Here is a 23906-nt window from a genome sequence, read left to right on the forward strand (position 1 = left end):
GAAGGAGCCAACCATGAGTATGACGCTCGCGACGGTGGCAGACGCCCTGATCGAGTTCATCCTCAGCCTGCTGCGCGACCCCGCGCTGTCGGATGAGTTCGATGAAGATCCCGAGGCGACGCTGGCCAGCAATGGTCTGAGTGGCGTGACGGCCGAGGATGTGTGCGCCGTGGCGCCCATCATCGCCGACCGCCCGCAGGTCGCGCCCAAGCCGGCGCCCGACCACCCGATGCCCGGACCGCCGAAGCCTCCCGGACCCCCGGAGCCGCCGGCCGTCCACGAGATCATCAACATCAAGAACAACCTCACGTGGATCGACGACCGCGACACGATCGTCGACCAGTCCGTCAACCAGAACATCTGGGCGGGCGGCGACGTGACACAGGTCTTCGACAACGAGGCCATCGTGGCCTCGGGTGACGAGTCGATCGCCGCCGGCGACGACGTCGACGCCTCGACGAACCTCGACGCCTCGACCAACATCGGCAACGGTGCGGAAGGCGACGTGAACGTCGGCAACGAGACCGACGTCGTGGTCATCGACGACTCTTTCAACGACGAGTCCGACAACTCGACCAACACCGAGAACAACGCCGACATCGACGTGGAGGACTCGTTCAACGAGAGCACCGAGACGACGAACACCGAGGGGTCGTACAACGACACCGCGGTCGTCGACACCACGGTGAACTCGGCCGAAACGACCGTCGTGGTCGACAACTCCAGCGAGGTCGCGGTCTCCGCGGAGAGCGACGCCGCCGTCTTCGAGACCGACGACAGCGCCATGACCCAGGAGTACGTCGCGGATGACGAGTTCTGACGTCACGGGACCCCGCGACAGCCCCGCGAAAGCGTCAGGCGCCACCGAACCCGCCGAGAGCACGGACATCGTGCCCTCGGCGGGTTCGCCCGCGCCGGCGCCCGTGGTGAAGGTGACGCCGGCGCGTCCCCCGTTTGCGGCGCCCACACGCGATGCACCCCTCCGCCCGGCCCTTTACAACAAGGAGGGCATGCCGGTCCTCGTCAAGATGCCGCCGCCCGCCTCGGTGCGGCTGGCGATGGTCTGCTGGATCCTGAGCCTCGTCGCCGGGGCCGCAGGCGCCGGGTATCTGTTCATCATCCGCATCCCGCAGCTCCCCGAGATCGCCGACGTCTTCCGCGAGGTCGAACCCGACCGGGCGGACGAGACCTACGAGCTCGCAGCGGACATCGTCTTTTGGACTGTGTTCGCCGTCCTGGTGACCGTCCTGCTCATCCAGATCACGCTCCTGGTGGCGTTCTCGAACCGTCGGCCGCGCATGCGGTGGTGGATCTTCGGCAGCACCATCCTGCTCGGCATCGTGTTCGTGCTCTCCCGCGAGATCATCATGGTCACCGAGCGCGGTGTCCCGCTCGAACGGATCCTGCTCATCCAGCTCGCACTGCTGGTGCTCGGCATCCTGCTGAGCATCCTGCCGGGTGCTCTACGCTGGACCGCCCGCAAGCACGACGTCCGGCGCGGATCGGAGCTTTCCTCGGGCGGCGAGTTCTGACGCCACCCCCTCGATGCTGCGGACGACCGTCCGACACGCCTCGGCGGTGGCGCGGGTGGCCAGCGGCGACTCCCCCAGGGTGCGCCACCGCGCGAGGAGCTCCTCCACGCGCGCGGCCATGTCGGGACCGTCGGCGGTCTCGGGGAGCCCCAGCCGCGTGAGCGCGTCGGTGCCGGAGCCGCCCACGATCCGCTCCGCCTCGGGGATGTCGGATGCCGGCAGCACTCCGCTGCTCGTGCGGAGCCCGGCGAGCAGTGTCAGCTCGCGCAGCTCGTGCGTGGCGGCGATCTGCCGTTCGATGCCCGCGAGGAGCTCGGCGTCGCCGTCTCGGCGGCGGGCACGGATGAGCGCATCGAGCCCTGTCAGGACTCCACGGCTCTTCAGGGCGGCGGCGCGGGCGCGGAACTGCGCGGTGATGAAGCGCTGCACCTCGAGGAGACCGCTCTGCTGCACCAGGCGCTCGGCGAGATCGGTGGACGTCGTTGCACCGGCGCGGATGAGGGCCGCCGACAGGCGCACCCCGAACAGCCCGAAGCGCTGCAGGAGGCGCCGCCGGTCGGGCACGCTGACGCCCACCTCGTCGGAGCGTCGACAGAATCGATCGACCGAGATCAGGAGTCGCTCGCGGACGTCGCGGTCCAGGTCCGCGATCTGGCGCAGGGCGGCGAATTCGCTCTCACGCAGCGTCCGCGCTCCCTCGGCGAGGAGACCCGCCACCGGGATGACGTCCAGGGCGAGGGACTGCAGCTCGCCGTCGCGGCGGTAGCGGTCGGCGATCCGGGACGCTGAAAGGAGCGAGTCGATGCGGGCGGAGCCGATCTCATCAGCCCGCGAGAGGACGGCGAGCGCGTTGACGGTCTGCGACGGCCCGGCAGCGGTGTCACGGAACGCCTCGAGGAACCCGAGGTCTTCGGCGTGCACGTGTCGCAGCAGGTACACGATGGCGTCGGCGACGCTCGGAGCGTCCTGCGGGAGGAAGAAGTCGGTCGAGCGCTGCGAGGTCTGCGTCGACAGGGACGCGATGCCGGGGGTGTCGATCAGCACCGTCTGCCGAAGGTGCTCGGAGGGCCATTCGATGTCGATCCAGGCGACCTCGTCCGCCGTCCGCTTCCCGAGATCGAGGCTGAGGCGCCCGTCCACGCGGCGCACCGGCATCCGCACGGGCTCTCCTTCGTGCAGGTGCACCGTGATCTTCGGCGTGCGTCCGTACCGGTACCAGGTGATGGTGCGCGTGCACTCGCCCGCGTCGGTGGGTGCGATCTGCTCGCCGATGAGCGCGTTGAGGAGCGTGGACTTCCCCGCCTTGACGATGCCGGCGAGGGCGAGCCGCAGGGGTTCGCGCATGCGCTGGTCGTAGGCATCGAGGATGTCCATCGCCTCCGGGTCGTCGGCGTAGAGCTCGCGGGCCCGATCGACGAGCCCCGCCACATCGGCGATGTCGCTCCGGCTCATCGCCGGTCCTGACCCGCCTCGACCGCCTTCGCGGTCGGCGTGGCGCGCAGTTCCGCGGCGGGGACGTCACGCGAGCCGGGGACGTCTGCGCGGATGGCCTGAATGCGCTCGATCTGCGCGCGCAGCTGGCGGACGCGGGCGTCGCGGTCGTTCTCGTACATCGCCGCCGCGCGTTTGGCCGCGAGCACCGAGTCAGAGAGCGAGCGGTGCAACTCTTCGGCGAGCGCGCCGAAGTGATCGCGCGAGGCGCGCTGCACGAACCGCAGGCGGTCCTTCAGCTGCTTGCCGACCTGGAAGACGACGTCTTCGATGTGCCGGCGGACGATGTTCTTCGCCTCCATCTGGCGGCGCGCGAGCCGCGAGGACATGTCCTCCTTGTAAGCGCGGCGCCCGACGAGGACACCGGCGAGGAGCGAGAGGGGGTTCAGAAGGGTCAGGCCCACGACGCTCGTCGCGAGGCCGACCATCAGTACGCCGCCGTAGGAGCCGCGGACGCCGATGTAGATCTTCTCGGCGGCCGACAGGCGTCCCTCGTCGAGCCCACGGATGTCTTCGACGGGATCGAGGACCCCGTCCATCGCGGAGACCTCGATGGCGGGGATCTCGAGCTCGCCGGCGGCGAACTCCTGCGCGACCTGCTCGGCGAGCCACGTGGATCGCTCGTCGGTCCACACGAACGTCTCGGAGACGGCCGCGGCGACCCGCTGATCGAGCCACTCGGCGATCTGCTCCCAGATCGGACCGGGGTCACCCTCGTCGATGGAAGTCTCCGCCTCGCGCTGCACCTTGCGGAGGCGATCGCGAAGGTCGTGCTCGGTGTCGGAGATGAGGTCGGCGATGCCGTCGCTCAGGGTCACCTGCCAGCGGGAGGAGCGACCGCGGAACTCGTCCGCGCGCTCCTTGGCGTACTCGAGCTGGGCGATGAGGTGCGGCGTCTCCTCCGGGTGGAGGAGGGCGTTGAGCTCGGTGGACAGCGAGAGTGTGAGCTGGTCGACGACCGAGAGGAGGTCGTGGGAGGCCGCGCGCTGCTGGATGACCTCGGCACGGCCGACGACGTCGCGCCGCAGGTGCGCCACGAGCGCGGGGAATCCGGACTCCTCGTTGAGCTCGCGATCCTGGTGACCCGCGGCGAGGAGGCGGAGATCGCTCGAGATGGAGAAGAGGGGGATCTTGCCGACCTCGCCGAGGTGGCTCCGGTCGATCTGCTCGATCTCCCGCCACTGCGGGTACACGTCGGTCTTGGACAGCACCGCCGCGACGTTCGGGGAGATCCGCATCGCGTGCTTGAGGAACTGCACCTCGGGCTCGGTGTACTCCTGCGAGGCATCCGAGACGAGGAGCACCGCGTGCGCTCCGGAGAGCGCCGCGAGGGTGCTGAGGGATCGGGTGGACTCGAGTCCGCCGACGCCCGGGGAGTCGACGACCCGGAGGCCCCCCTTGAGGATCTCGCGCGGGAGCGACACCTCGGCGCCGACGACGTGCTGGCCGTCCTTCGGCTCCTGGTGCTCGGCGAGGAAGCGCTGCAGGTCGTCAATCGGCACGGGGACGCGGTCGACGACGACATCCTCACCGGACTCCGTCTTGACCACCACGAACGCTTCGGGTTCTTCGCCGTAGCCGACGGCGGTCGGGACGCTGGTGGCGACGTCATCGTCGACGGCGCAGATGGGGGCGTTGATGAGGGCGTTGACGAGCTTGCTCTTGCCCTGCTTGAACTGGCCCACCACGATGACGCGGATGTCGGGGTCGAGCAGACGCGCCTTCGTGTGATCGAGGCGCTGGGCGAGGTCGCCGCGCCCGATCTGCTCCGAGACGAGCTTCGTACGCTCGACGATCGTGACCAACGCGGAGGGATCGGTAGCGCCGCCGGTCGGAACGGCGAGGGGTCCGGGGTTCGATCGTGGGGAAGACGTCACGGCAGCGGCAGGTCCTGATCAGTGTCGGCGGAGGAAGGCCCGGTGTCGTCTGCGCCCCAGATGAGGTCGGCGTCGACGGTCCAGTCGCCGGCGTCGATGCCGGCGAGTTCTTCCGCGAAAGGGTCGGTGGTGAAGAGGTCCGACGTGAAGACGTCGGAGAAGACGGCGTCAGCGGCCGGAACATCGTCGAACGAGCCGTCAGCGAGCGGGTCGCGCGGGTCGTCGATATCCATGGCGTCGGTCACTTTCGGGTCGGGGGGAGTCTACGCCGAGAGGGCGGGAGACGGGAGGGGCCCGCTCAGCGAATGGGGTTCGCTGAGCGGGCCTCTTCGTGCCGGGGAGGGCTCGAATCAGAAGTCGATGATGTCGTCTCCGGCAACGTTGATGTTGTTGACGATGTCCGTCACATCGATGTCGGTGTTCAGCTCCGTGAAGGTGAGGTCAGCGGTGTTGAACGAGTCGGCGACGTCGAGGTTGGCTTCCCAGGTGTTGAACGAGTCGTCGATGTCGACGTCGATCGAGTTGAGCGTGTTCACCGAGTTGTCCGAGAAGTCGTTGAACGAGCCGACGATGTTCTGGGTGTAGGTCTCGTTGCCCACGTTGACGTCACCGTCGGAGAAGTTTCCGATGTTGGTCGACTGGTCCAGGTTCACCGACGCGTCGACGTCACCGCCGGCAGCGACAGCACCTTCGGCCGACGCGACGACGGCCGAGGACGCCGAGCCGACAGCCACGTCGTCGCCCGCGACGATGTTGCTGTTGACCGACTGGTCGACGATCGTCGAGTTCGACGTGACGTGCGCGGCGCCGGTCGCGGCGGCAGCGGCGCCGCCGTCGAAGTTCACACCGGTGTTGTACTGACGGACACCCGCGTTGATCGAGTCGTCGTTCACCGAGTTGTCCGAGTTGTCGGTCCACGAGTTGTCGTTGAACGAGTCCGTGATGTCGAGGTTGTCGGAGTAGTCGTTGAACGAGTCCTCGGCGTTGTTCGAGTTGTCCGTCGCGTCGATGTCCACGATCGTGTTCGTCGAGTTGTCCGAGTTGTCGTTGCCCGAGTCGGCGACGTTGGTGGAGTTGTCGGAGTTGTCCGTGGCGTCGAGGTCGACGTTGGTGGAGCTGTCGTTCGTCGAGTTGTCATTGCCCGAGTCCGCGACGTTGGTGGAGTTGTCCGAGTTGTCGGTCGCGTCGACGTCGATGCCGACAGCGGTGTTGGTCGAGCTGTCGGAGTTGAACGAGTCGGTTGCGGAGTTGCCCGAGGCGACGTTGCCCGAGTCGGCGATGCCGACGGCGGTGTTGACGGAGTTGTCGGAGTTGTCCTGAGCAACGAGGGACTCGTTGACGAAACCAATGTCGTTGGCCATGAGAGTGTCCTTTGTTCCCGGGGTTCACGGCCCCGATGTGTGGTTGGTAGCTACAAGGTACGTCCGGCCCCTCACCCCCCACATCGGGGATGCCTACGGGGATCCCCCGGGGCACCCCCGGGGTTTCGGGGTACGGGGTGCGGGGTGGGAGGGGGATCGGAAATCCCCCGACGAACCGCGGAGCCTAGGGTGGGACGGGTGGACATGGCCGAACTCACCGCCCTGCTGACCCCCGAAGGTCTGCGCCTCCTCGACGAGATCCCGGCCGTCGGATCGGCCGACGATGTGGCGCGGACCGTGTCTCGGCTGCGGGCCGCCGGCCACTCCCCCGACCTGGTCTCGGCGGTCGTCGGGCAGGCGCGGCTCCGCGCGCGGGCGAAGACGAAGTTCGGTGACTTCGCCTCACGCATGCTCTTCACCCGCGCGGGGCTCGAGCAGGCCACGCGTCTGTCGATCGCGGCCGCGCACGCCGGACGCTTCCAGGATGCCGGCATCCGTCACGTGTTCGATCTCGGGTGCGGGATCGGCGGTGACGCGCTCGGGCTCGCCGCGCTCGGGATGACGGTCGACGCCGTCGACGCGGACGAGGTCACGACGGCGATCGCGGCGTACAACCTCGCCCCGTTCGGTGCGGACGTCCGGGTGCGGCACGCGCGCGCCGAGGACGAGGTCGCCGAGTGGGGGCCGGACGTGCCGGCCGCGACGGCGGTGTGGCTGGACCCGGCACGACGGACGGCCGGGCACTCCGAGACGTCGCGCACCCGGCCCGAAGACTGGTCACCGTCGCTGGAGTGGGCGTTCGACCTCGCCGCGCGGGTGCCCGCCGGGATCAAGCTCGGTCCGGGCCTGGACCGAGCGCTGATCCCCGACGACGTCGAGGCGCAGTGGGTGAGCGTCGACGGGTCGACCGTGGAACTGATCCTCTGGTCGGGCGCGCTCGCCCGGGACGGTGTGCGTCGCGCAGCGCTGGTGTTCCGCGGGAAGACGGTGAACGAGATCCGGGCCGCGGAGGACTCCCCGGACGAGCCCGCGCGGGAGCTCGGCGCGTTTCTGCACGAACCGGACGGCGCGGTGATCCGCGCGCGGCTGATCGGCGATGTCGCGCGGTCGCTCGAAGCCGGGATGCTCGACCCGCAGATCGCGTACCTCACGTCGGACGCGGCGCTGACGAGTCCGTTCGTGCAGTCGTTCCGGGTGCGGGAGGAGCTGCCGACGGATGCGAAGGCGCTCGCGCGGGCGCTCCGCGAGCGCGGGATCGGGACGCTGGAGATCAAGAAGCGCGGCGTCGACGTCGATCCCGCCGCCCTCCGGACGAAACTGAAGCTCCACGGCGACGAGTCCGCGACCCTCCTGCTGACCCGGGTCGGCACCAAGCGTTGCGCCATCCTCGCCGACCGCGTCTGATCGTCAGCCGGGCTCACACGGGTTCCGCGTCGAAAACGCGGGACGACACGCGACGCCGGGGCCCCGCCCGGGTCCGGCGCGCCGAAATCTCCCGCGTTCTCGACCGGGCGGGGCCCGGGGCGGCCGCCTGCCGCAACGTCAGTCGAAGAGGTTGGTCTGGGTGGCGGCGAAGTACAGCCAACCGCCGCTGTAGACCAGCGACAGGGCGGCGAGGCCGATCGCCCACCAGGCCAGCGCCGTGCTCTCGAGCGCGCGACGGAGGGCCAGGAGTCCCGCAACGATCGCGACAAGCCCGAGCGGGAAACCGAAACCGACGAAGAGCGACACGACGAGTCCCAGGAGGGCGAAGACCAGCGCCCAGGCCGCGAGGCCACGACGAGGCGGTGCGGGCGAGGCCATGAGCCACTGCGCGGTCACGGTCGGGGTGGGCCCGGACTCGGTGCCCGGCTCTCGGGGCGCGATCTGCTCGGTGATGCCGACCGGCGCGGTCGGGAGTCGGTGGAATCCGCCCCGGTGCGCGCCGGGGAGAGGCGATGCTTCATCGGCGAGCGCGACGTCGGGCGACGGCGGCTCGACCACGGCGGAGACAGCGGGAGGGATGCCGGGCGGCAGCGGCGGGACCGGCGGGCGCGCGGGGATCGGCGCGGCGGGTGCGGCGGGCACCATCGGCGCGCCCGGCGCACCGGGCGCGGCCGCCGGAATCGGACCGGTCGGCAGCGGCGGGATCGGGCCGGTCACGAGCGGGGGAAGCGAGGGCACGGGCGTCGGCTGCGCGCCGCGGGAGCGGCGGCGGAGGGGCGGGTCGCCGGCATCCGTCACGGGTGCGCCTCGGCGGCTTCGCGCGCAGCGACCTGGATCTCGGTCACGGGGAGCGTGGAGTCCGCCCCGAAATCGAGAGTGGATGCCGGTCGCCCCGAGCGGATGAGCTCGGCGGCGAGCGCCGCGATCATCGCGCCGTTGTCGGTGCAGAGCGACAGCGGCGGGATCCGCACGGCGACGCCCGCCTCGGCGGCGCGCTCGAGCGCGACCTCGCGGAGACGCCGGTTGGCGATGACTCCCCCGCCGAGCAGCAGGCGCGGAACGCCGTGGTCACGGCACGCGGCGAGCGCTTTCGTCACCAGGACGTCGACGACCGCCTCCCGGAAGGATGCCGCGACATCGGCCACCGGCACCTCCTCGCCTGCCGCCTCGCGCTGCTCGACCCACCGGGCGACGGCGGTCTTGAGGCCCGAGAAGGAGAAGTCGTAGCGGTGCGCAGCCATGTCCGACGCACGCGACAGCCCGCGCGGGAACGGAATCGCACGGGGGTCGCCCGACGCCGCCGCGCGATCGATCTCGGGTCCGCCGGGGTAGGCGAGGCCGAGGATCCGGGCGATCTTGTCGAATGCCTCGCCCGCCGCGTCGTCCATCGTCTCGCCGAGCATCTCGACGTCGGAGGTGAGGTCGCGCACGAGGAGGAGCGAGGTGTGCCCGCCGGAGACCAGCAGGGCGACGGTCGGGTACTCCACCGGCGCGGCATCCGTCTCCGGAGCACTGTCGCCGATCGGACGCAGGATGTCGGCGGCGATGTGTCCGACGAGGTGGTTGACGGCGTAGAGGGGTTTGTCGAGCGCGACGGCAAGGGCTTTCGCGGCGCCGACGCCGACCATGAGCGCCCCGGCGAGGCCCGGTCCGCTGGTGACGGCGATGGCGTCGAGGTCGGCGAGCGAGACTCCGGCCTCGGCGAGCGCGGCGTCGATCGCCGACTGCAGGGCTTCGAGGTGCGCGCGGGCGGCGACCTCGGGCACGACGCCGCCGTAGCGGGCGTGCTCGTCCATCGAGCTCGCGATGGTGTTCGACAGCAGCGTCCGCCCGCGGACGATGCCGATCCCGGTCTCGTCGCAGCTCGTCTCGATACCGAGGACGAGGGGCTCGCGCGCCACGCCCGCGCCGGCGTCCCCGCTCATGAGCACGCCCCCTGGGTCGCGCCGGCACCGGCGCCCGCACCCGCCCCCTGCACCGTCCAGCCGGCGAGGTCGAGTCGCATGATGATCGCGTCCACGTCGTCGGGCTGGTAGTACCGGGGGCGGCGTCCCATCTCGACGAACCCCTCGCTGCGGTAGAGCTCCTGGGCGATCGGGTTGTCGGCGCGCACCTCGAGGAACACCGTCCGCGCCCCGCGTTCGTCGGCGGTGCGGAGGAGTTCGCGCAGCATCGTCCGGCCGCGCCCTCGTCGGCGCGCCGTCCCGTCGACGGTGATGGTCTGGATGTCGGCATCCGCCGCTCCGGAGACCGCGCGCAGGCCCGCGTACCCGACCACCCGGCCGGCTTCTTCGTCGACGATGTAGCGTCCGTGCGGCGAGACCAGCTCGGCGCGCATCATCTCGGCGCTCCACGCGTCGGAAGGGAAGGACGCCCGCTCGAGCGCCATGATCGCGTCGAGATCGGATGCCTCGGCGGTGCGGATGCTCACGCGATCACCTTCTTGCGGGGTGCGGGCAGGGTCACATCGGGCGAGCGGAGGTACAGCGCGTCGTCCGGTCCGATCACGCGCCCGGCGGCCACGGCGCGGGCGGCGGCGACAGCGAGGAGGGAGGCGGGGATCCGTTCGGCATCCCGTCGCAGGATGCCGCCGGCGGCGAGCAGCCCGTCGATCTCGGTGCGGAGGGCGAGCGCCGGTTCGGCGAGTCGGCGCGGGAGGCCGTCTTCGTCGAGGCCGCGGTAGACCGTGTACGCGACCTCGCGGCGGCGGGCGTCGGTGACGACGGCGAACGCCTCGTCGTCAGCGTCGTCGAGTCCGCCGGTGAGCGCACTGTGAAGGAGGAGTTCGAGGGCGACGGCGTCGTGGCTCACGACCGGGACCACACGGATGCCGCGCCCGCGGTCACCGCCGAGGGCGAAGGCGCGCGCGGCGGCGATGCCGACCCGGAGGCCGGTGAAGGGCCCGGGACCCATGCCCGCGGCGACGCGGGTGATGTCGGCGGAGACCGCGCCGGCCTCGGCGAGGACCCGCTCGAGGAGCGAGCCGATGACCTCGGCGTGACCGCGCGGATCGACGCTCTCGACCTCGGCGCGGACGTGCCCGTCGTCGTCGATCACCGCGACGGCGGTGCCGAGGGAGGTGTCGATGCCGAGGATCACGGTTCCCAGGGTAGTCGGGGTGCCCGCGGCGGTGCGCTCAGGACCGCTGGTCAGGGCCGCCGGGTCACCGTCACGAGCCGCGGGGCGGCCGCGTCGAGTTCGTCCTCGCGCCCGATCGTGCCGCACGCGTTGTCGACACCGTGTCCGTGCCACTCGCGACCGATCTCCACGTCCCACCACGTGTCGCGGAGGCCCTCGACCATCCCGCGTCCCCACTCGACGATCGTGACCGAACCGTCGAGGTCGAGGTCGAGGTCGTCCAGCTCGGCGGGCGAGCCGAGCCGGTAGGCGTCGACGTGGATGAGCGGCATCCGTCCGACGAGGGACGGGTGCGTCCGCGCGATGACGAACGTGGGGCTCTGGATCGGACCGCGGACGCCGAGGGCCTCCGCGATGCCGCGGGTGAGGGTCGTCTTCCCCGCGCCGAGGGGGCCGGTGAGGACGACGAGGTCGCCGGGTCCGAGGAGGGCGCCGATCTCGCGCCCGAGGTCTTCCATCGCTTCCGGAGACGCGATCTCGCGTTCTCCGATCAGCGCGTCGAGTCCGGTCATGGTGCGCTCCTTCCCCGGGCCCGGCGTCACGCTGTCGCCGGTCACGACGTCACCGGCGTGCGGACGACGCGCGGTCCGACGCGCGTGACGATCTCGTAGTTGATGGTGTCGGCGGCGCGCGCCCACTCGTCGGCGGACGGCATCCCGAGCGTGGGATCGCCGAAGAGCACCGCCTCGTCGCCGACCGCGACGGGGTGGTCGCCGACGTCGACGACGAACTGGTCCATGGCGATCCGGCCGCTCACGGCGAAGCGGTGTCCGCCGATGACCACCGGTCCGGCGTTCGACGCCTGCCGCGGGACGCCGTCGGCGTAGCCGAGGGGCACGAGCGCGAGGGTGGTCTCGGCATCCGTGCGGTGGGTGTAGCCGTACGAGACGCCGGTGCCGGCCGGCACGCGCCGGACCGCCGCGACCGGCGCGCGGAGGGTCATCGCGGGGCGGAGGCCCAGGTCGGCGGACGTCTTGTCGTCGAACGGGGACAGCCCGTAGATCGACACCCCGAGGCGCACGCAGCCGAACCGCGCCTCGGGGAGCGCGATGGCCGCGTGCGAGGCCGCGAGGTGCCGGAGGGGCGGGGCGAGACCGGCGACCGCCGCGGCGCCGAGGCCCTCTTCGAACCGGCGGAGGGCTGCCCGGTCGTCGTCGACGGAGGTGTTGGAGAGGTGCGAGAAGATCCCGCGGACGCGCAGGTGTCCGATGCGCTCGAGCCGTGCGGCTTCGGCGAAGAGGACCCGCCAGTCGGCCGGGGCGACCCCGTTGCGCGAGAGGCCCGTCTCGAGCTTCAGGTGCACGGCGACGGGATGATCGGCGGATGCCGCGGCCGCGGCCTGCTGCAGCTGCTCGTAGCGCGAGATGCCGAGCTCGATGCCGTGGGCGGCGGCCTCGCGGAAGTCCTCGCCGGGTGCGTGCAGCCACGCGAGGATCGGGGCGTCGATGCCGCCGCGGCGGAGCGCGAGGGCCTCGCCGATGTCGGCGACGCCGAGCCGGGCGGCACCGCCCGCGAGCGCGGCGGCGGCGGAGCGCACGGCGCCGTGCCCGTACCCGTCGGCCTTCACCACGGCGATGACCTCCGACCCGGTGAGGGCGCGGAGGTGCCGGACGTTGTGCTCGATCGCCGAGACGTCGACGAGTGCTTCGCGGAAGCGCGGCGTGACCGGGAGGCTCATGCGGGCTCCCCCGGAACGGTCGGCGGAGCGTGCCCGGCTTCGGCGACGACGTAGGCGGTGGCGAGGTTCGCGTCGTGCGACATCGACAGGTGCAGCGTCGTGATCCCGCGGGCGGCGACGACCTCGGCGGTCGACCCGGTGAGGGTGAACCACGGACGCCCCGACGCTTCGGGGGTGATCTCGATCTCGGTCCAGTGGACGCCGTCCGAACCGCCGAGAGCCTTGATGAGCGCTTCCTTGGCGGCGTAGCGGGCGGCGAGCGAGCGGGGCTTGCGCTCGCGCTCGGATGCCGAGAACAGGCGCTCGGCGAGGCGCGGGGTCCGCGCGAGGGTGCGCTCGAAACGGTCGATGTCGACCAGGTCGATGCCGATCCCGACGATCACCGGGGCCTCCCTCCGCGCCGCGGCGCGGCATCCGCCACTTTATCGCGCGCCGTGCCCCGAGCCTTCGGCGCGGAGTCGGTGAAAGCGCGGGCGACCGGCTCGCGCGTCGAAAACGCGGGAGATCGGGGCCTCGGGGCCGACCGCCGGGGCCGGCGACCGCGTGTCGTCCCGCGTTTTCGACGCGAGACCGCGGTGCCGGCCTCCGGGGTGTCCGCCTCAGGCGGCGCGACGGCGGATGACCAGCAGCGCCCCCAGGGCGAGGAGGAGCAGCGCCCCGCCCGCGGCGAGCCCGAGCACGAGCCCGTCTGTGCCGGTGGCGGGGAGCGTCCCCGGCCCGGCGGCGTTCCCGGAGTCGGCGGGCGCGCCGGTCACGGGCGGGTCGACCGGGTCGATCGGGGCCTCGCCGGCGGCGGGGAGGACCTCCAGGCCCGCCCAGCCGAGGACGCCGTCCGCGGTCTGCACCACGAGGGTGTGCTCACCGGTGGCGGTAGCGGCCGGGATCACGGCCCAGACGGTGCCGTCGGCGCCGACCTGGGTCCACGTCCCGAGCGCGACCGGGTCGGAGTGCAGCCACAGCTGGACCCAGGTCCCGGCGAGCGCAGCATCCATGCGGACGGTGAACGGGTCGCCGATGCGGACGGCATCCGGCACCGTGACGGCGCCCTCGAGCGCGGGGTCGATGTCGTCGAGCGCGACCGGAACCGACGGGGTCTGCGGACGCCCGTCGCCGGGTCCCTCGCCGTCACCGGGCCCCTCACCGTCGCCCGGGCCCTCACCGTCGCCCGGCCCTTCGGCCGCCTCGACGATCAGCGTCCGCACCTCGGAATCGGCCGTCGCCCCGTAAGGGTCCACCGAGGTCAGGTACCAGCCGTGCGTGCCGAGACCCGGCTGCCACGCGGCGGTGGCATCCGCACCGCTCTCGACGTCGGCGAGCTCCGCGATCGGCGTCGAGGTCAGGATGTCGGCCCGGAACGCGTCGGTGGCCAGCACCTTCTGCATCGGCTGGATGCCGAGCCCGGCATACGGCATCGAGAACTCCTGGTGCTCGAGCTCCAGGGTCGGGTCGTCGGCGTTGTAGTCGGCGAGTGACGGGCTGTAGGTGCGCGAGATGACCTGCTGCCCGGCGTTGTCGAAGTGCATCAGACGGAGGTAGCCCATGCCTCCCTCGGCGAGCCCCTGGTAGTCGAAGAGGATCTGGTAGACCTCGCGCTCCTCGATGCCGTCACCGTCGTCGTCGAACGTGTCGATGCGCGTGAAGGCGTCGTGGTAGTGGCCGGAGAACACCGTCCGGACGTTGGGATTCGGCGCGACGACCTCCTCGAGGATCCGCTGCGGCATGGGCCCGAGTCCACCGGTGGTCAGCATGTACTCGTGCAGGTTCAGCATGACCGTGCGCTCGGGGTACTGGGCGATGATCTCGTTCAGCCACTCGATCTCGGCATCCGCCGGACCCCAGCCCATGTAGAGCATGAGGAAGTCGATGCCGCCGGCGGTGATGAGGTCGTAGTGTCCGCGGTTGTCGAGGTAGTCGCCGCCCCACCAGGGGTTGTCCTGGAACCGCGCCGCCCCGAAGTACCGGCTGTAGTTGTCGTAGTTCGCGTCGAATGCGCCCACGTCGTGGTTGCCGGCGAGGACGCCGTAGGGCAGTCCCGCCTCGTCGAGCATGGCGTAGGCGGGGTCGGCCCGCTCCCACTGCGCCAGGTCTTCGGCGACGTTGACGACGTCGCCGGTGTGGAAGAGGTACTGCAGGTTCAGGTCGGCCCGTTCCGCCAGCAGGTACTCGTGCATGGCGAGCTGGTGGTGGTAGAAGGTCTCGTTGTAGTACTGCGTGTCGGACTCCCACGCGAAGGTGAAGTCGTACTCCGCGCGCGGGGTGTCCTCCGGGTGGTTCGGCTCGATCGCGCTGTCGCGCGCGGAGAGGTTCTCCCCGGCGAAGCCCTCCGAGTGCTGCACGAGCACGGTCACGACCCCGTCGGCGACGTGGCCGGCGACCGGCACCATCGCCTCGAGCGTGAACGCGGTGGGCGCACCGCCGGTGGTCAGCGCGCGGTCGAACTCGTGCCACGCCCCGTCGGTGCCGAGGACGTACAGGAGCACCTTCGCGTCGGCGTTGGCCGAGCCGTCCCAGCGCACGCGCACGCGGGCGTCATCGCCGGACTCGGCCGGGACCTCCACCTCGAACAGCTGGTACGGGAACGCGGTGTCCGACGTCTGGGTCGCGGCATCCTCGTCCCAGCGGCCGATCTGCGCGGCCTCCTCGGTGGTCAGCGCGCGTGCGGCCGTGCGGTCGGTCGACAGCGCCGTGCCGGTCTCGCCGGTGAAGGCCTGGATGCCCTCGCCGATCGCGGGACGATACGCCTCGCGGAACGCCACGTCCAACACGTCGCCGGTCGGGTCGGTCGCGCGGGCGGTGAGGTCGATCTCCTCGTCCTCGGTGAAGACGGCCCCGTCCTCCGGCGAGAGGAGCTCGTTGCCGGGCTCCTCGACCGGGGTCGCGAACACGACGGTGCGTTCGGCGACGTTGCCCGCGGCATCCGTCGCCCGGAACAGCACCGTGTGGTCGCCGTCGCCGAGTGAGAGGGACCCGGTCCGGTACGGCAGCTCGATCGCGCGCCCGTCGAGGGTGGCGGAGAGCGCGGTGACGCCGGCGCCGGCATCCGTCGCCTGACCGTCGATGACGAACTCGCCCTGGTAGAGGCGGCCCTCCTCGAGATCGGTGGTGATCTCGGGCGCGGTGTTGTCGACGTTCACGCCGACCTCGACCGTGTTCTCTCCGGATGCCGCAGCCACGCGGTGCGGGCCGTCGGCGACGGTCGTGGTGTCCCACGTGTAGCCGACCGCGGTGCGCGCGTCCGCGGGGATCGTGAACGTGCCGTCGAAGTTGTCGAGGCGCCCCGTGCTGTCGCCCATCGGCAGGATGCGGGTGGGGTCGTCGTAGCCGGCCGGGGTGAGGGTGCGACCGTCGGGCAGGATCAGGCGGACGCCGCGGATCGAGAAGTCGTCGTTGTTCTCGTTCAGGTCGATGCCGGGCTTGGCCTTCGTGCCCGCCCACACCCCGATCGTGACCTCGTCGCCTTCCAGGTACGAGACCGGGACCTCGACCGAGATCGTCTCCCAGTTCGCGTAGGTGCCGCGCTCGAAGACGTGCAGGATGTCGTCGCCGATGAGCACGCCGTTGCGGAAGAGGTTGTCGGTGCCGCTCGCCTCGAACGCGAACACGGCGGGGCGCTCGATGCGCGGATCGGCCGCGACCTCGGTGCCGTCGATCGAGAGGCGGAGGTCGGTCGGGTAGGTGGTGCCGCCGGCGGCGACGTCCACCTGTCCGGCGAGCCACTGGCCGTCCTCGAGCTGCAGGCGCACCGGGGAGGTGTCGACGCCGGCGACGGCCACGCGGGTGGTCTCGCCCTCGGTCTGGTTGCGGCCGTCCCGCGCCATGACGCGGTACTCGAACCACGCCTTGCCGGTCAGGTCGACCGCGGGGATGACGTAGCGGTACGTCTGGCCGTCGCGTTCGGCGAGGAGGTCGAAGCGGATCGGGGCCTCGTCGAGGTTGCTCTTCACCTCGAGCGTGACCGTCCGCACCTGCGTGTCGTCGGTGATGGTGTGGACGATCGGGAAGTCCGCACCGGGCGCGATCTCGGCGGCCGTGGTGTCGGTGACGGTCGGCGCCGTGGAGTCGGCGGGGGCGACCATGAGGCCGGGCTCGACCTGTTCGGCGTAGACGGCGCCGGGCGTTGCGGCGGCGGTGCCGAGCTTCGTCTGCATCGTGAGGTCGTCGCGTCCCGCGGCGTACTGCACGGGCTGGTCGGCGGTCGTGTCGTCGACGCCGCCGAGGTTGTAGTAGGCGCGGTTGACGCTGAAGCCGGTGTTGGTGACGATCTCGAGGCCCCGGGGAGAGCCGTTGGCCATGCCGCCGGAGGCGATCTCGAAGAGCGACTCGTCGGCGATGAGGGTGCTGCCGAAGTGGGTGTTGAAGTCGGCGGCGGTCAGGGCGTCGTTCGCGCCGTTCTTGATCCAGAAGACGATCGTGCCGCCGGAGGGGATGACGGCGTTCCGGTTCGTCGCGGGCCAGAGCACCGCGTTGGAGTTCGTGAGGTCCTCGAGCGGATACAGGTACTTCAGGCTGTAGTCGCGGAAGTCGATCGCCTCGGTCGTGGCGTTGTAGACCTCGATGAACTCGAACGCGTCGGCGCCGGCCATGTTCGCGGTGTCGGGCGCGACCTCGGTGATCTGCAGCGGCGCCGTGACGAGGTCCGGATCGGGGTCGCGGACGATCGGGGCCGGGACCAGCGCCTCGGGGTCGACGATGCCCGCGGACGCCGGGGCGAGCTCGCGGAGGGTCGCCATGGCGGTGGACGCGCCGTCGGAGGGCAGACGGTAGTCGACGCCGAGGCCGTTGCCGACCTGGGCCGCGAGGTAGCGCGCCTCGCTCAGGACGGTGTCGCCGGCCTGGAGACGGATGCCGCGCTCGACGCTGTTGGCGAAGCCGGCCTGGCCCGTGACCGGGATGACGGTGTAGGAGACCTCCGAGGAGTAGAAGGCGCGGAAGTCCTCGTCGGTGAGACCGTCGGTGTTCGGGGAGTACTGCAGCCACAGGACCGCCACTCCCCCCGCGGGGACCACGGCGCCGGCGGGGTAGGCGAGGTCCTTCTCGGCGGTGAGGTAGTCGTAGACGACGCGGACCCCGGCATCCGTCAGGTCGATGTCGCGCGCGGTGGTGTTGACGATCTCGACGTACTCGTAGGCGTCGGTGCCGACGTTGTTCGGCGCGAACTCGGTGACGAGGAGGTCGCGGGCGACGAGCGGCTCGGCGACGGGCTCCTCGGGCTCTTCGGGGGCGGGCGGGGTGAGCGTGCCGTCGTTCAGGATGCCGGGGGTCGGCGCCGCGAGGGTCTGCAGGACTGCGGCGCTCGTGCCAGACGCGGGGGCGCGGAAGGTCGTGCCCATGTCGGTCGCGAACCCGCCGGAGGGGACGAAGGAGCGGCTGATCTCGGCATCCGTCGAGGCGATGCGGATGCCGCGATTGCCGCCGTTGGCGATACCCGCCTGGCCCTCGACGCGCACGACGTCGTACGCGGCATCCGGCTGGGTGGCGGCGAAGTGCGCGCGGAAATCATCGACCGAGCGCGCGAAGCTGTCGACGGTGGTCGTGGAGTAGCTGAGCCAGAACACCACGGTCTCGCCCGCGTCGATCGTCGTGCCCGACGGGACGGTGAGGCGGACGTCGGAACCGCGGTCGTCGGCGTCGCCGAAGATGTACGAGAAGCCCACGCCTTCGGCATCCAGGTCGATCGTCCGCGCGGAGGAGTTGTGCACCTCGAAGAACTCGTAGTCGTCGTAGCCGACGTTGTCGCCGACGATCTCGGTGACGAGGAGGTCGGGAAGGGCGGCCGGTTCGGCCGCGGCCGCGCCTGCCGGGACGGAGAGCCCGACGAGGCCGAGGACGAGGGCCGGGGCGAGAGTGACGGACAGGATCGAGCGGGCGGAGCGGGAACGCAGGCGTGACATGAATCGCTTTCGTGTGGGGGGTTCCCCGTCACGCTAGGGATCCCGTCCACCGAGAGCGGTCGGCGCGGTGAACCGCCGGTGAACGCCCCGCCAACGTCACGTGCGCGGCCTCGACAACGTCGCGTCCGCCGGCTCGCGTGTCGAAAACGCGGGAGATCCGAGCCTCTGGGCCGGCCGCCGGGGCCGACGGCCGCGTGTCATCCCGCGTTTTCGACGCGTGACCGCGGTGCCGGTTCGTCGCGACACACGGTGAAACGCCGGGGTGAAATCGACGTTTCCAGCGGCGACGAGGCCCGGAGAGGTCGATTTCACCCCGGCGTTTGACGGGGAGCGCGCGTTACTCGACGGTGACGGACTTGGCGAGGTTGCGCGGCTGGTCGACGTCCAGGCCCTTGGCCGTGGCGAGTCCCATCGCGAAGATGTGGAGCGGCACGACGGCGAGCAGCGACTGCGTGATGGCGCCGGTCAGCGGGATGCGCAGGACCTCGTCCGAGATCGGCAGGACCGCGGCATCCCCTTCCTCCGCCACCGCGATGACACGGGCGCCACGGGCGTGGATCTCGCGGATGTTCGACACGACCTTCGAGTGCAGCACCGGCGACTCGCGCGGCGACGGCACGACGACGAAGACGGGCTGGCCGGGCTCGATGAGCGCGATCGGTCCGTGCTTGAGCTCGCCCGCGGCGAAGCCCTCGGCGTGGATGTACGAGATCTCCTTGAGCTTCAGCGCACCCTCGAGGGCGATCGGGTACCCGACGTGGCGACCGAGGAAGAGCACCGAGCGGGTGTCGGCCATCCAGTGCGCGAACTGCTCGATGTGCGGCTGCTCGTCGTCGAGGATGTGCTGGATCTTCGCGGGGATCTGCTCGAGCTCGGCGACCTGCTCCGCGACCTGATCGGCGGAGAGCTCGCCGCGCACCGTGGCGATGTGGAGGGCGAGGAGGTTCAGCGCGGTGATCTGCGCGACGAAGGCTTTCGTCGAGGCGACGGCGACCTCGGGTCCGGCGTGCGTGTAGACGATCGCGTCGGACTCGCGCGGGATCGTCGCGCCCTGCGTGTTGCAGATCGACAGCGTCTTCGCGCCGCGCTCCCGGGCGTACTTGACCGCCATGAGGGTGTCCATCGTCTCGCCGGACTGGCTGATGGAGATGACCAGCGTGTCGGGGCCGATGACGGGGTTGCGGTAGTGGAACTCGTGCGCGAGGTCGACGTCGACCGGCACGCGCGCCCACTCTTCGAGGGCGTACTTGCCGACCATGCCGGCATAGGCGGCGGTTCCGGCGGCGATGATGACGATGCGTGAGATCCCGCGGAAGAGGTCGTCGAGCCCGTCGAGCTCGGTGATCGCCACGGCGCCGTCACGGATGCGGCCGCGCAGCGTGTTCGCGACGGCCTCGGGCTCCTCGGAGACCTCCTTGGCCATGAAGCTCGACCAGCCGCCCTTCTCGGCGGCAGAGGCGTCCCACGTCACCTCGAACGGCTCGACCTCGACGGCGTCGCCCGCGAAGTCGGTCACGGTCACGCCCTCGGGAGTGATCGCGACGATCTGGTCCTGGCCGATCGCGAGGGCGTTGCGGGTGTGCTCGACGAAGGCCGCGACATCCGATCCGAGGAAGTTCTCGCCCTCGCCGAGGCCGATCACGAGCGGGGAGTTGCGGCGCGCACCGACGACGAGGCCGGGGTGGTCGGTGTGGACGGCGAGGAGGGTGAAGGCTCCTTCGAGACGCCCGACGGTCGCGCGGAAGGCGGCCTCGAGGTCGCCGTCATGGGCGCGGTACTCACGGGCGAGGAGCGCGGCGGCCACCTCGGTGTCGGTCTCGCTGAGGAAGGTGTGCCCCTCTTCGAGGAGCTCCTCCTTCAGCGGGGCGTAGTTCTCCACGATGCCGTTGTGGATGACGGCGAGCTTGTCGTCGTCGGCGAGGTGGGGGTGGGCGTTGGCGTCGGTGGGTCCGCCGTGGGTGGCCCAGCGGGTGTGGCCGATGCCGGTGGTGCCGGCGGGCAGCGGATGGGACTCGAGGTCGTCGCGGAGGACGGCGAGCTTGCCGGCCTTCTTGCGCATACCGAGGTCGCCGCCGTCATCGATCACGGCGATGCCGGCGGAGTCGTAGCCCCGGTACTCCAGGCGCGACAGACCCGCGAGGAGGATGGGCTGGCTGGGCCGCGGGCCCACATAACCGACGATTCCGCACATGGGCTCAATCCTAGATCTGACCAGGTTGGGAGCTTGCCCCATGCCCGCGCGCGTGGCCCGGGTACCCCGTGCGTAACTCCCCCGATCCGGCGCGCGCAGCCCCGAAACCGGCCGATACCGGCGCATCGCGCGCGGATCGAAGGAGTTACGCACGCCCCGGCGGGGTCAGAGCTTGCGGAGCAGCACCCGCTCGACGGTGTGGTCGGCGGCCTTCTGCAGCACCAGCGACGCACGGTGCCGGGTCGGCAGGACGTTCTCGACGAGGTTCGGCAGGTTGATCGAGTTCCAGAACCCCAGGGCCGTGGACTCGGCCTCAGCGTCATCGAGCTCGGCGTAGACGTTGAAGTACGAGTTGGGGTTCGCGAACGCGCCGCTGCGCAGCTTCATGAAGCGCTCCACGTACCACTGGGCGATGTGGGCGGGATCGGCGTCGACGTACACCGAGAAGTCGAACAGCTCGCTGACGGCGACGTCGTTCGGGGCGGGCGGCGGCTGGAGCACGTTGAGCCCCTCGACGATGACGACGTCCGGACGACGCACCGTGATCGAGGCATTCGGCACGATGTCGTACTGCATGTGCGAGTAGAACGGCGCGCGCACCTCGTCCGCCCCGCTCTTGACGTCGGTGAGGAAGGAGACCAGCGCGCGCCGGTCGTACGACTCCGGGAAGCCCTTGCGCGACATCAGCCCGCGCCGTTCGAGCTCTTCGTTCGGGTAGAGGAACCCGTCTGTGGTGACGAGGGCGACCCGCGGGGTTCCCGGCCACCGGCTCATGAGCTCGCGCAGCAGGCGCGCGATCGTGGACTTCCCGACCGCCACCGATCCGGCGACGCCGACGACGAACGGCGTGGTGGTGTCGGGCTCGCGGAGGAACTCGGACGTGTCGGCCCCGAGTCGCTTCGTCGTCTCTGCGTAGAGCGATAGCAGGCGACTCAGCGGCAGGTAGACGTGCTTGACCTCGTCGAGATCGAGGCGGTCGCCGAGCCCGCGGATCTGGAGGAGCTCGGTCTCGGAGAGCGGCTGCGCCATCCCCGCGGCCAGCCGCGCCCAGTCGTCCCGGGCGATCTCGCGGTACAGCGACAGCGCCGTGGGCGCGGGGGCGCTCGCGAGCGCGTCTTCTGTCGACATCGCGCCCATCGTAGTCGCGCGGCTACGGATGCCGGATCACGACGGCCCCCGGCCCCCGGCCCCCCCGGCACCGGACCGGCGACGGATGCCGCGCCCACTACGCTGAAGCGCGTGCGCCTGGGAGTCCTCGACATCGGCTCGAACACCGTCCATCTGCTCGTCGCCGACGTCCGGCCCGGTGGACGGCCGCTCGCCACGACCAGTCAGCGGACGGTCCTGCGCCTGATGCGGTACCTCGGTCCGGACGGCGAGATCGTCGAGGAGGGGGTCGCCGCCCTCGAGCGCGCGGTCGCCGAGGCCCGCGCCACCGCGACGAAAGAGGGGGTGGACGAGCTCCTCGCCACCGCCACCAGCGCCGTGCGGGAAGCCGCCAACGGCGTCGAGGTCATCGCGCGCATCGAGGCCGCACTCGGCCAGCCCCTGCAGGTGCTCGGCGGCGAGACCGAGGCCCGCTACACGTTCCTCGCCGTCCGTCGCTGGTTCGGATGGTCGGCGGGGCAGATTCTCCTGTTCGACATCGGCGGCGGGTCGCTCGAGATCGCCGCGGGGGCGGATGAACTCCCGGATGCCGCGATGTCGGTCCCGCTCGGCGCGGGGCGCATGACCGTAGAGTTCCTGCCGTCCGACCCGCCCGATTTGGACGACATCCAGCGCCTGCGCGAGCACGCGGCGACCACCCTCGCGCCGGTGGTCGACATGCTCCGTGACCACCCGCGACCGGATCACGTCGTGGGATCGTCGAAGGCGATCCGCTCGCTCGCGAAGCTCGCGGGATTCCCGATGCCCGGCTGGTCGGGCATCGAGCGCATGGTGCTGCCGCGTAAAGAACTGAAGGCATGGATTCCGCGCCTCGCGCGCATCCCCGCCGAGGCGCGGCAGGAACTCCCCGGAATCACGGCCGATCGCACCTTCCAGATCGTTGCCGGCGCGGTGGTGCTGCATCAGGCCATGAAGGCACTCGACATCGACGAGCTCGAGACCTCACCCTGGGCGCTGCGCGAAGGGGTGCTGCTGCGGTACATCGAGTCGCTGTCGTGGCACCCGGCATCCTGATCCGCGACCTCAACACCTGAACGCAGGGGCCTCGGCGTCTCCCGCACCACACGACGGTCGCCGTCACCACCCCCTGATGCGCGCGGGCGGATGGTCTTAGGATGGGTCATCCGCGTGACGACTCCGCCCACGGTTCCATCGAGACACAATCCAGCAGAGGACCGCATGCACATTTCTTCTTCGTCCCGCCGTATCGATGGCTGAGTCGGCGCCGGCCGCCGCCGGCCGTCCCCGCGCCGCGCGCATCCCGCAGGAGGAGCTGCGCGAGCGGCTCCTCGCCGAAGCCGAGCGGATGCTCGACGGCCGAGGCCTCGGCGTCAACGCCTACCCGCTGAACATGGAGGACCTCATCCGCCAGGTGGGGGTTCCGCGCAGCTCCGCGTTCCATGCGTTCGGCAGCAAGGAGAACCTTTTCTTCCAGCTCGCCCTGCGCCTCCTCTCCCCCTCGAGCCCCCTGGCCATGCGGTTCGCGGCCCTTTTGACCGAGAGTGCCGACGCCGTCGTCGCCGAGCACGAGACGCTGATGACGGATGCCGCGGGCCGGCGCGCCCTGCTGCGGGAGAGTGTGCGACGCGCGCTCCCGCCGATGCACGAGACCCTCGTGCGCGCTCCGCGGTGGCGGACGTTCCGCGCGCTGTCGATGTCGCTGGACAGCTTCCCGGAGGCCGAGCGGGACGAGCTCCGCGCACGCCTCGGGACGATCCAGGCCATCTATCTCGACACGATGTCGCGCGCCTACGAGGCGACGTTCGAGCGCTTCGGCGTGCGGATGCGGCCCGGCCTGTCGATCACGCACTTCGTCACCGCGGCCTCCTCGACGCTCGAGGGTGTGGCGACGGGTCCGGCCTTCGGGCAGCCGCTCGCCGCGGAGTGGGTGGCCCTCCCCGGCATCGGCGGCGCCGAGGTGCAGTGGCACCTGTCCGCGGTCGCCCTGATGGCGCTCGTGGACGGCATGACCGAGGCGGTCTGATTCCGCGCAGACGGATGCCGCGACGGGGGCTGGCCCGGCATCCACTCCCCAGAGAACACCGGACCAGCCGCTCATGAGTCTTACTCCCCAGCGTGCCCGGGACTCCACATCGGGGGTCGGGCGCGACTCACGGCTCGTTGAGAGTAGGTGACCCGGGCACCTCGGGGCAAT

The 23906-nt window shown here is 71.0% G+C and carries 19 protein-coding genes; 5 read left to right on the plus strand and 14 right to left on the minus strand.

What is annotated here, in order from left to right; genetic code table 11:
• Nucleotides 1-13 precede the first annotated feature (13 nt).
• On the plus strand, nucleotides 14-820 hold the full coding sequence (locus KZC50_RS00895) for an IniB N-terminal domain-containing protein (RefSeq protein WP_310890257.1): 807 nt from the start codon (nucleotides 14-16) through the stop codon (nucleotides 818-820).
• 190 nt (nucleotides 821-1010) lie between these two features.
• The gene (locus KZC50_RS00900) at nucleotides 1011-1532 is read left to right on the plus strand and encodes a hypothetical protein (protein WP_310890258.1); all 522 of its coding nucleotides are present in this window, start codon (nucleotides 1011-1013) and stop codon (nucleotides 1530-1532) included.
• Here KZC50_RS00900 and KZC50_RS00905 read toward each other — a convergent pair.
• The 4 genes from KZC50_RS00905 to KZC50_RS00920 all read right to left on the minus strand — a co-directional run bounded on the left by KZC50_RS00905 (nucleotide 1464) and on the right by KZC50_RS00920 (nucleotide 6261).
• On the minus strand, nucleotides 1464-2984 hold the full coding sequence (locus KZC50_RS00905) for a dynamin family protein (protein ID WP_301134852.1): 1521 nt from the start codon (nucleotides 2982-2984) through the stop codon (nucleotides 1464-1466). The genes KZC50_RS00900 and KZC50_RS00905 overlap by 69 nt on opposite strands.
• Nucleotides 2981-4900, minus strand: coding sequence for a dynamin family protein (locus KZC50_RS00910; protein WP_310890259.1), 1920 nt, complete (start codon nucleotides 4898-4900; stop codon nucleotides 2981-2983). The genes KZC50_RS00905 and KZC50_RS00910 overlap by 4 nt, the downstream gene beginning before the upstream one ends.
• Nucleotides 4897-5133 carry a hypothetical protein gene (locus KZC50_RS00915; RefSeq protein ID WP_301134856.1) on the minus strand — a complete coding sequence of 79 codons (237 nt, stop codon included), beginning with the start codon at nucleotides 5131-5133 and terminating at the stop codon, nucleotides 4897-4899. The genes KZC50_RS00910 and KZC50_RS00915 overlap by 4 nt, the downstream gene beginning before the upstream one ends.
• Before the next feature lie 117 nt (nucleotides 5134-5250).
• Nucleotides 5251-6261 carry a hypothetical protein gene (locus KZC50_RS00920; protein WP_310890260.1) on the minus strand — a complete coding sequence of 337 codons (1011 nt, stop codon included), beginning with the start codon at nucleotides 6259-6261 and terminating at the stop codon, nucleotides 5251-5253.
• Between the two features lie 198 nt (nucleotides 6262-6459).
• On the opposite strand from KZC50_RS00920, the gene KZC50_RS00925 reads away from it, so the two are divergent.
• On the plus strand, nucleotides 6460-7665 hold the full coding sequence (locus KZC50_RS00925; protein WP_310890261.1) for a THUMP-like domain-containing protein: 1206 nt from the start codon (nucleotides 6460-6462) through the stop codon (nucleotides 7663-7665).
• Nucleotides 7666-7803: 138 nt separating this feature from the next.
• On the opposite strand, the gene KZC50_RS00930 is transcribed toward KZC50_RS00925, so the two are convergent.
• The 10 genes from KZC50_RS00930 to coaA all read right to left on the minus strand — a co-directional run bounded on the left by KZC50_RS00930 (nucleotide 7804) and on the right by coaA (nucleotide 21712).
• On the minus strand, nucleotides 7804-8484 hold the full coding sequence (locus KZC50_RS00930; RefSeq protein WP_310890262.1) for a hypothetical protein: 681 nt from the start codon (nucleotides 8482-8484) through the stop codon (nucleotides 7804-7806).
• Entirely contained in the window at nucleotides 8481-9611 is a 1131-nt protein-coding gene (gene tsaD, locus KZC50_RS00935; protein ID WP_310890263.1) for a tRNA (adenosine(37)-N6)-threonylcarbamoyltransferase complex transferase subunit TsaD, read from the minus strand. Before tsaD ends, KZC50_RS00930 begins: the two co-directional genes overlap by 4 nt.
• Complete coding sequence (gene rimI / locus KZC50_RS00940) at nucleotides 9608-10117, minus strand: ribosomal protein S18-alanine N-acetyltransferase (RefSeq protein ID WP_310890264.1); 510 nt, start codon at nucleotides 10115-10117, stop codon at nucleotides 9608-9610. Before rimI ends, tsaD begins: the two co-directional genes overlap by 4 nt.
• On the minus strand, nucleotides 10114-10785 hold the full coding sequence (tsaB, locus tag KZC50_RS00945) for a tRNA (adenosine(37)-N6)-threonylcarbamoyltransferase complex dimerization subunit type 1 TsaB (protein WP_310890265.1): 672 nt from the start codon (nucleotides 10783-10785) through the stop codon (nucleotides 10114-10116). Before tsaB ends, rimI begins: the two co-directional genes overlap by 4 nt.
• 50 nt (nucleotides 10786-10835) lie before the next feature.
• Nucleotides 10836-11336, minus strand: coding sequence for a tRNA (adenosine(37)-N6)-threonylcarbamoyltransferase complex ATPase subunit type 1 TsaE (gene tsaE / locus KZC50_RS00950; RefSeq protein WP_301134870.1), 501 nt, complete (start codon nucleotides 11334-11336; stop codon nucleotides 10836-10838).
• Between the two features lie 41 nt (nucleotides 11337-11377).
• Nucleotides 11378-12502: an alanine racemase gene (alr, locus tag KZC50_RS00955; protein ID WP_310890266.1), complete on the minus strand. Its 1125-nt coding sequence runs from the start codon at nucleotides 12500-12502 to the stop codon at nucleotides 11378-11380.
• Nucleotides 12499-12885 (minus strand): holo-ACP synthase, encoded by a 387-nt coding sequence (locus tag KZC50_RS00960; protein ID WP_310890267.1) that lies wholly within the window; start codon nucleotides 12883-12885, stop codon nucleotides 12499-12501. Before KZC50_RS00960 ends, alr begins: the two co-directional genes overlap by 4 nt.
• A gap of 216 nt (nucleotides 12886-13101) precedes the next feature.
• The gene (locus KZC50_RS00965; protein WP_310890268.1) at nucleotides 13102-18393 is read right to left on the minus strand and encodes a metallophosphoesterase; all 5292 of its coding nucleotides are present in this window, start codon (nucleotides 18391-18393) and stop codon (nucleotides 13102-13104) included.
• Between the two features lie 337 nt (nucleotides 18394-18730).
• Nucleotides 18731-20584 carry a glutamine--fructose-6-phosphate transaminase (isomerizing) gene (gene glmS / locus KZC50_RS00970; protein WP_310890269.1) on the minus strand — a complete coding sequence of 618 codons (1854 nt, stop codon included), beginning with the start codon at nucleotides 20582-20584 and terminating at the stop codon, nucleotides 18731-18733.
• 165 nt (nucleotides 20585-20749) lie between these two features.
• Nucleotides 20750-21712 carry a type I pantothenate kinase gene (coaA, locus tag KZC50_RS00975; protein ID WP_375294558.1) on the minus strand — a complete coding sequence of 321 codons (963 nt, stop codon included), beginning with the start codon at nucleotides 21710-21712 and terminating at the stop codon, nucleotides 20750-20752.
• 111 nt (nucleotides 21713-21823) lie between these two features.
• On the opposite strand from coaA, the gene KZC50_RS00980 reads away from it, so the two are divergent.
• Both KZC50_RS00980 and KZC50_RS00985 read left to right on the plus strand, forming a co-directional pair.
• A complete protein-coding gene (locus tag KZC50_RS00980; RefSeq protein ID WP_310890271.1) occupies nucleotides 21824-22765 on the plus strand; it encodes a Ppx/GppA phosphatase family protein in 942 nt (313 codons plus the stop codon).
• A gap of 196 nt (nucleotides 22766-22961) precedes the next feature.
• On the plus strand, nucleotides 22962-23735 hold the full coding sequence (locus tag KZC50_RS00985) for a hypothetical protein (protein ID WP_310890272.1): 774 nt from the start codon (nucleotides 22962-22964) through the stop codon (nucleotides 23733-23735).
• Nucleotides 23736-23906 lie beyond the last annotated feature (171 nt).

This window comes from Microbacterium aurantiacum (assembly GCF_031625015.1).
Taxonomy (GTDB): domain Bacteria; phylum Actinomycetota; class Actinomycetes; order Actinomycetales; family Microbacteriaceae; genus Microbacterium; species Microbacterium aurantiacum.

What these genes read in the sequence shown, in the direction of transcription:
- coaA (WP_375294558.1), bottom strand. Translation starts at nt 21,712, where the DNA reads ATGTCGACAGAAGACGCGCTCGCGAGCGCCCCCGCGCCCACGGCGCTG.
- KZC50_RS00965 (WP_310890268.1), bottom strand. Translation starts at nt 18,393, where the DNA reads ATGTCACGCCTGCGTTCCCGCTCCGCCCGCTCGATCCTGTCCGTCACT.
- glmS (WP_310890269.1), bottom strand. Translation starts at nt 20,584, where the DNA reads ATGTGCGGAATCGTCGGTTATGTGGGCCCGCGGCCCAGCCAGCCCATC.
- KZC50_RS00915 (WP_301134856.1), bottom strand. Translation starts at nt 5,133, where the DNA reads ATGGATATCGACGACCCGCGCGACCCGCTCGCTGACGGCTCGTTCGAC.
- KZC50_RS00905 (WP_301134852.1), bottom strand. Translation starts at nt 2,984, where the DNA reads ATGAGCCGGAGCGACATCGCCGATGTGGCGGGGCTCGTCGATCGGGCC.
- alr (WP_310890266.1), bottom strand. Translation starts at nt 12,502, where the DNA reads ATGAGCCTCCCGGTCACGCCGCGCTTCCGCGAAGCACTCGTCGACGTC.
- tsaD (WP_310890263.1), bottom strand. Translation starts at nt 9,611, where the DNA reads ATGAGCGGGGACGCCGGCGCGGGCGTGGCGCGCGAGCCCCTCGTCCTC.
- KZC50_RS00985 (WP_310890272.1), top strand. Translation starts at nt 22,962, where the DNA reads ATGGCTGAGTCGGCGCCGGCCGCCGCCGGCCGTCCCCGCGCCGCGCGC.
- KZC50_RS00900 (WP_310890258.1), top strand. Translation starts at nt 1,011, where the DNA reads ATGCCGGTCCTCGTCAAGATGCCGCCGCCCGCCTCGGTGCGGCTGGCG.
- KZC50_RS00920 (WP_310890260.1), bottom strand. Translation starts at nt 6,261, where the DNA reads ATGGCCAACGACATTGGTTTCGTCAACGAGTCCCTCGTTGCTCAGGAC.
- KZC50_RS00895 (WP_310890257.1), top strand. Translation starts at nt 14, where the DNA reads ATGAGTATGACGCTCGCGACGGTGGCAGACGCCCTGATCGAGTTCATC.
- tsaE (WP_301134870.1), bottom strand. Translation starts at nt 11,336, where the DNA reads ATGACCGGACTCGACGCGCTGATCGGAGAACGCGAGATCGCGTCTCCG.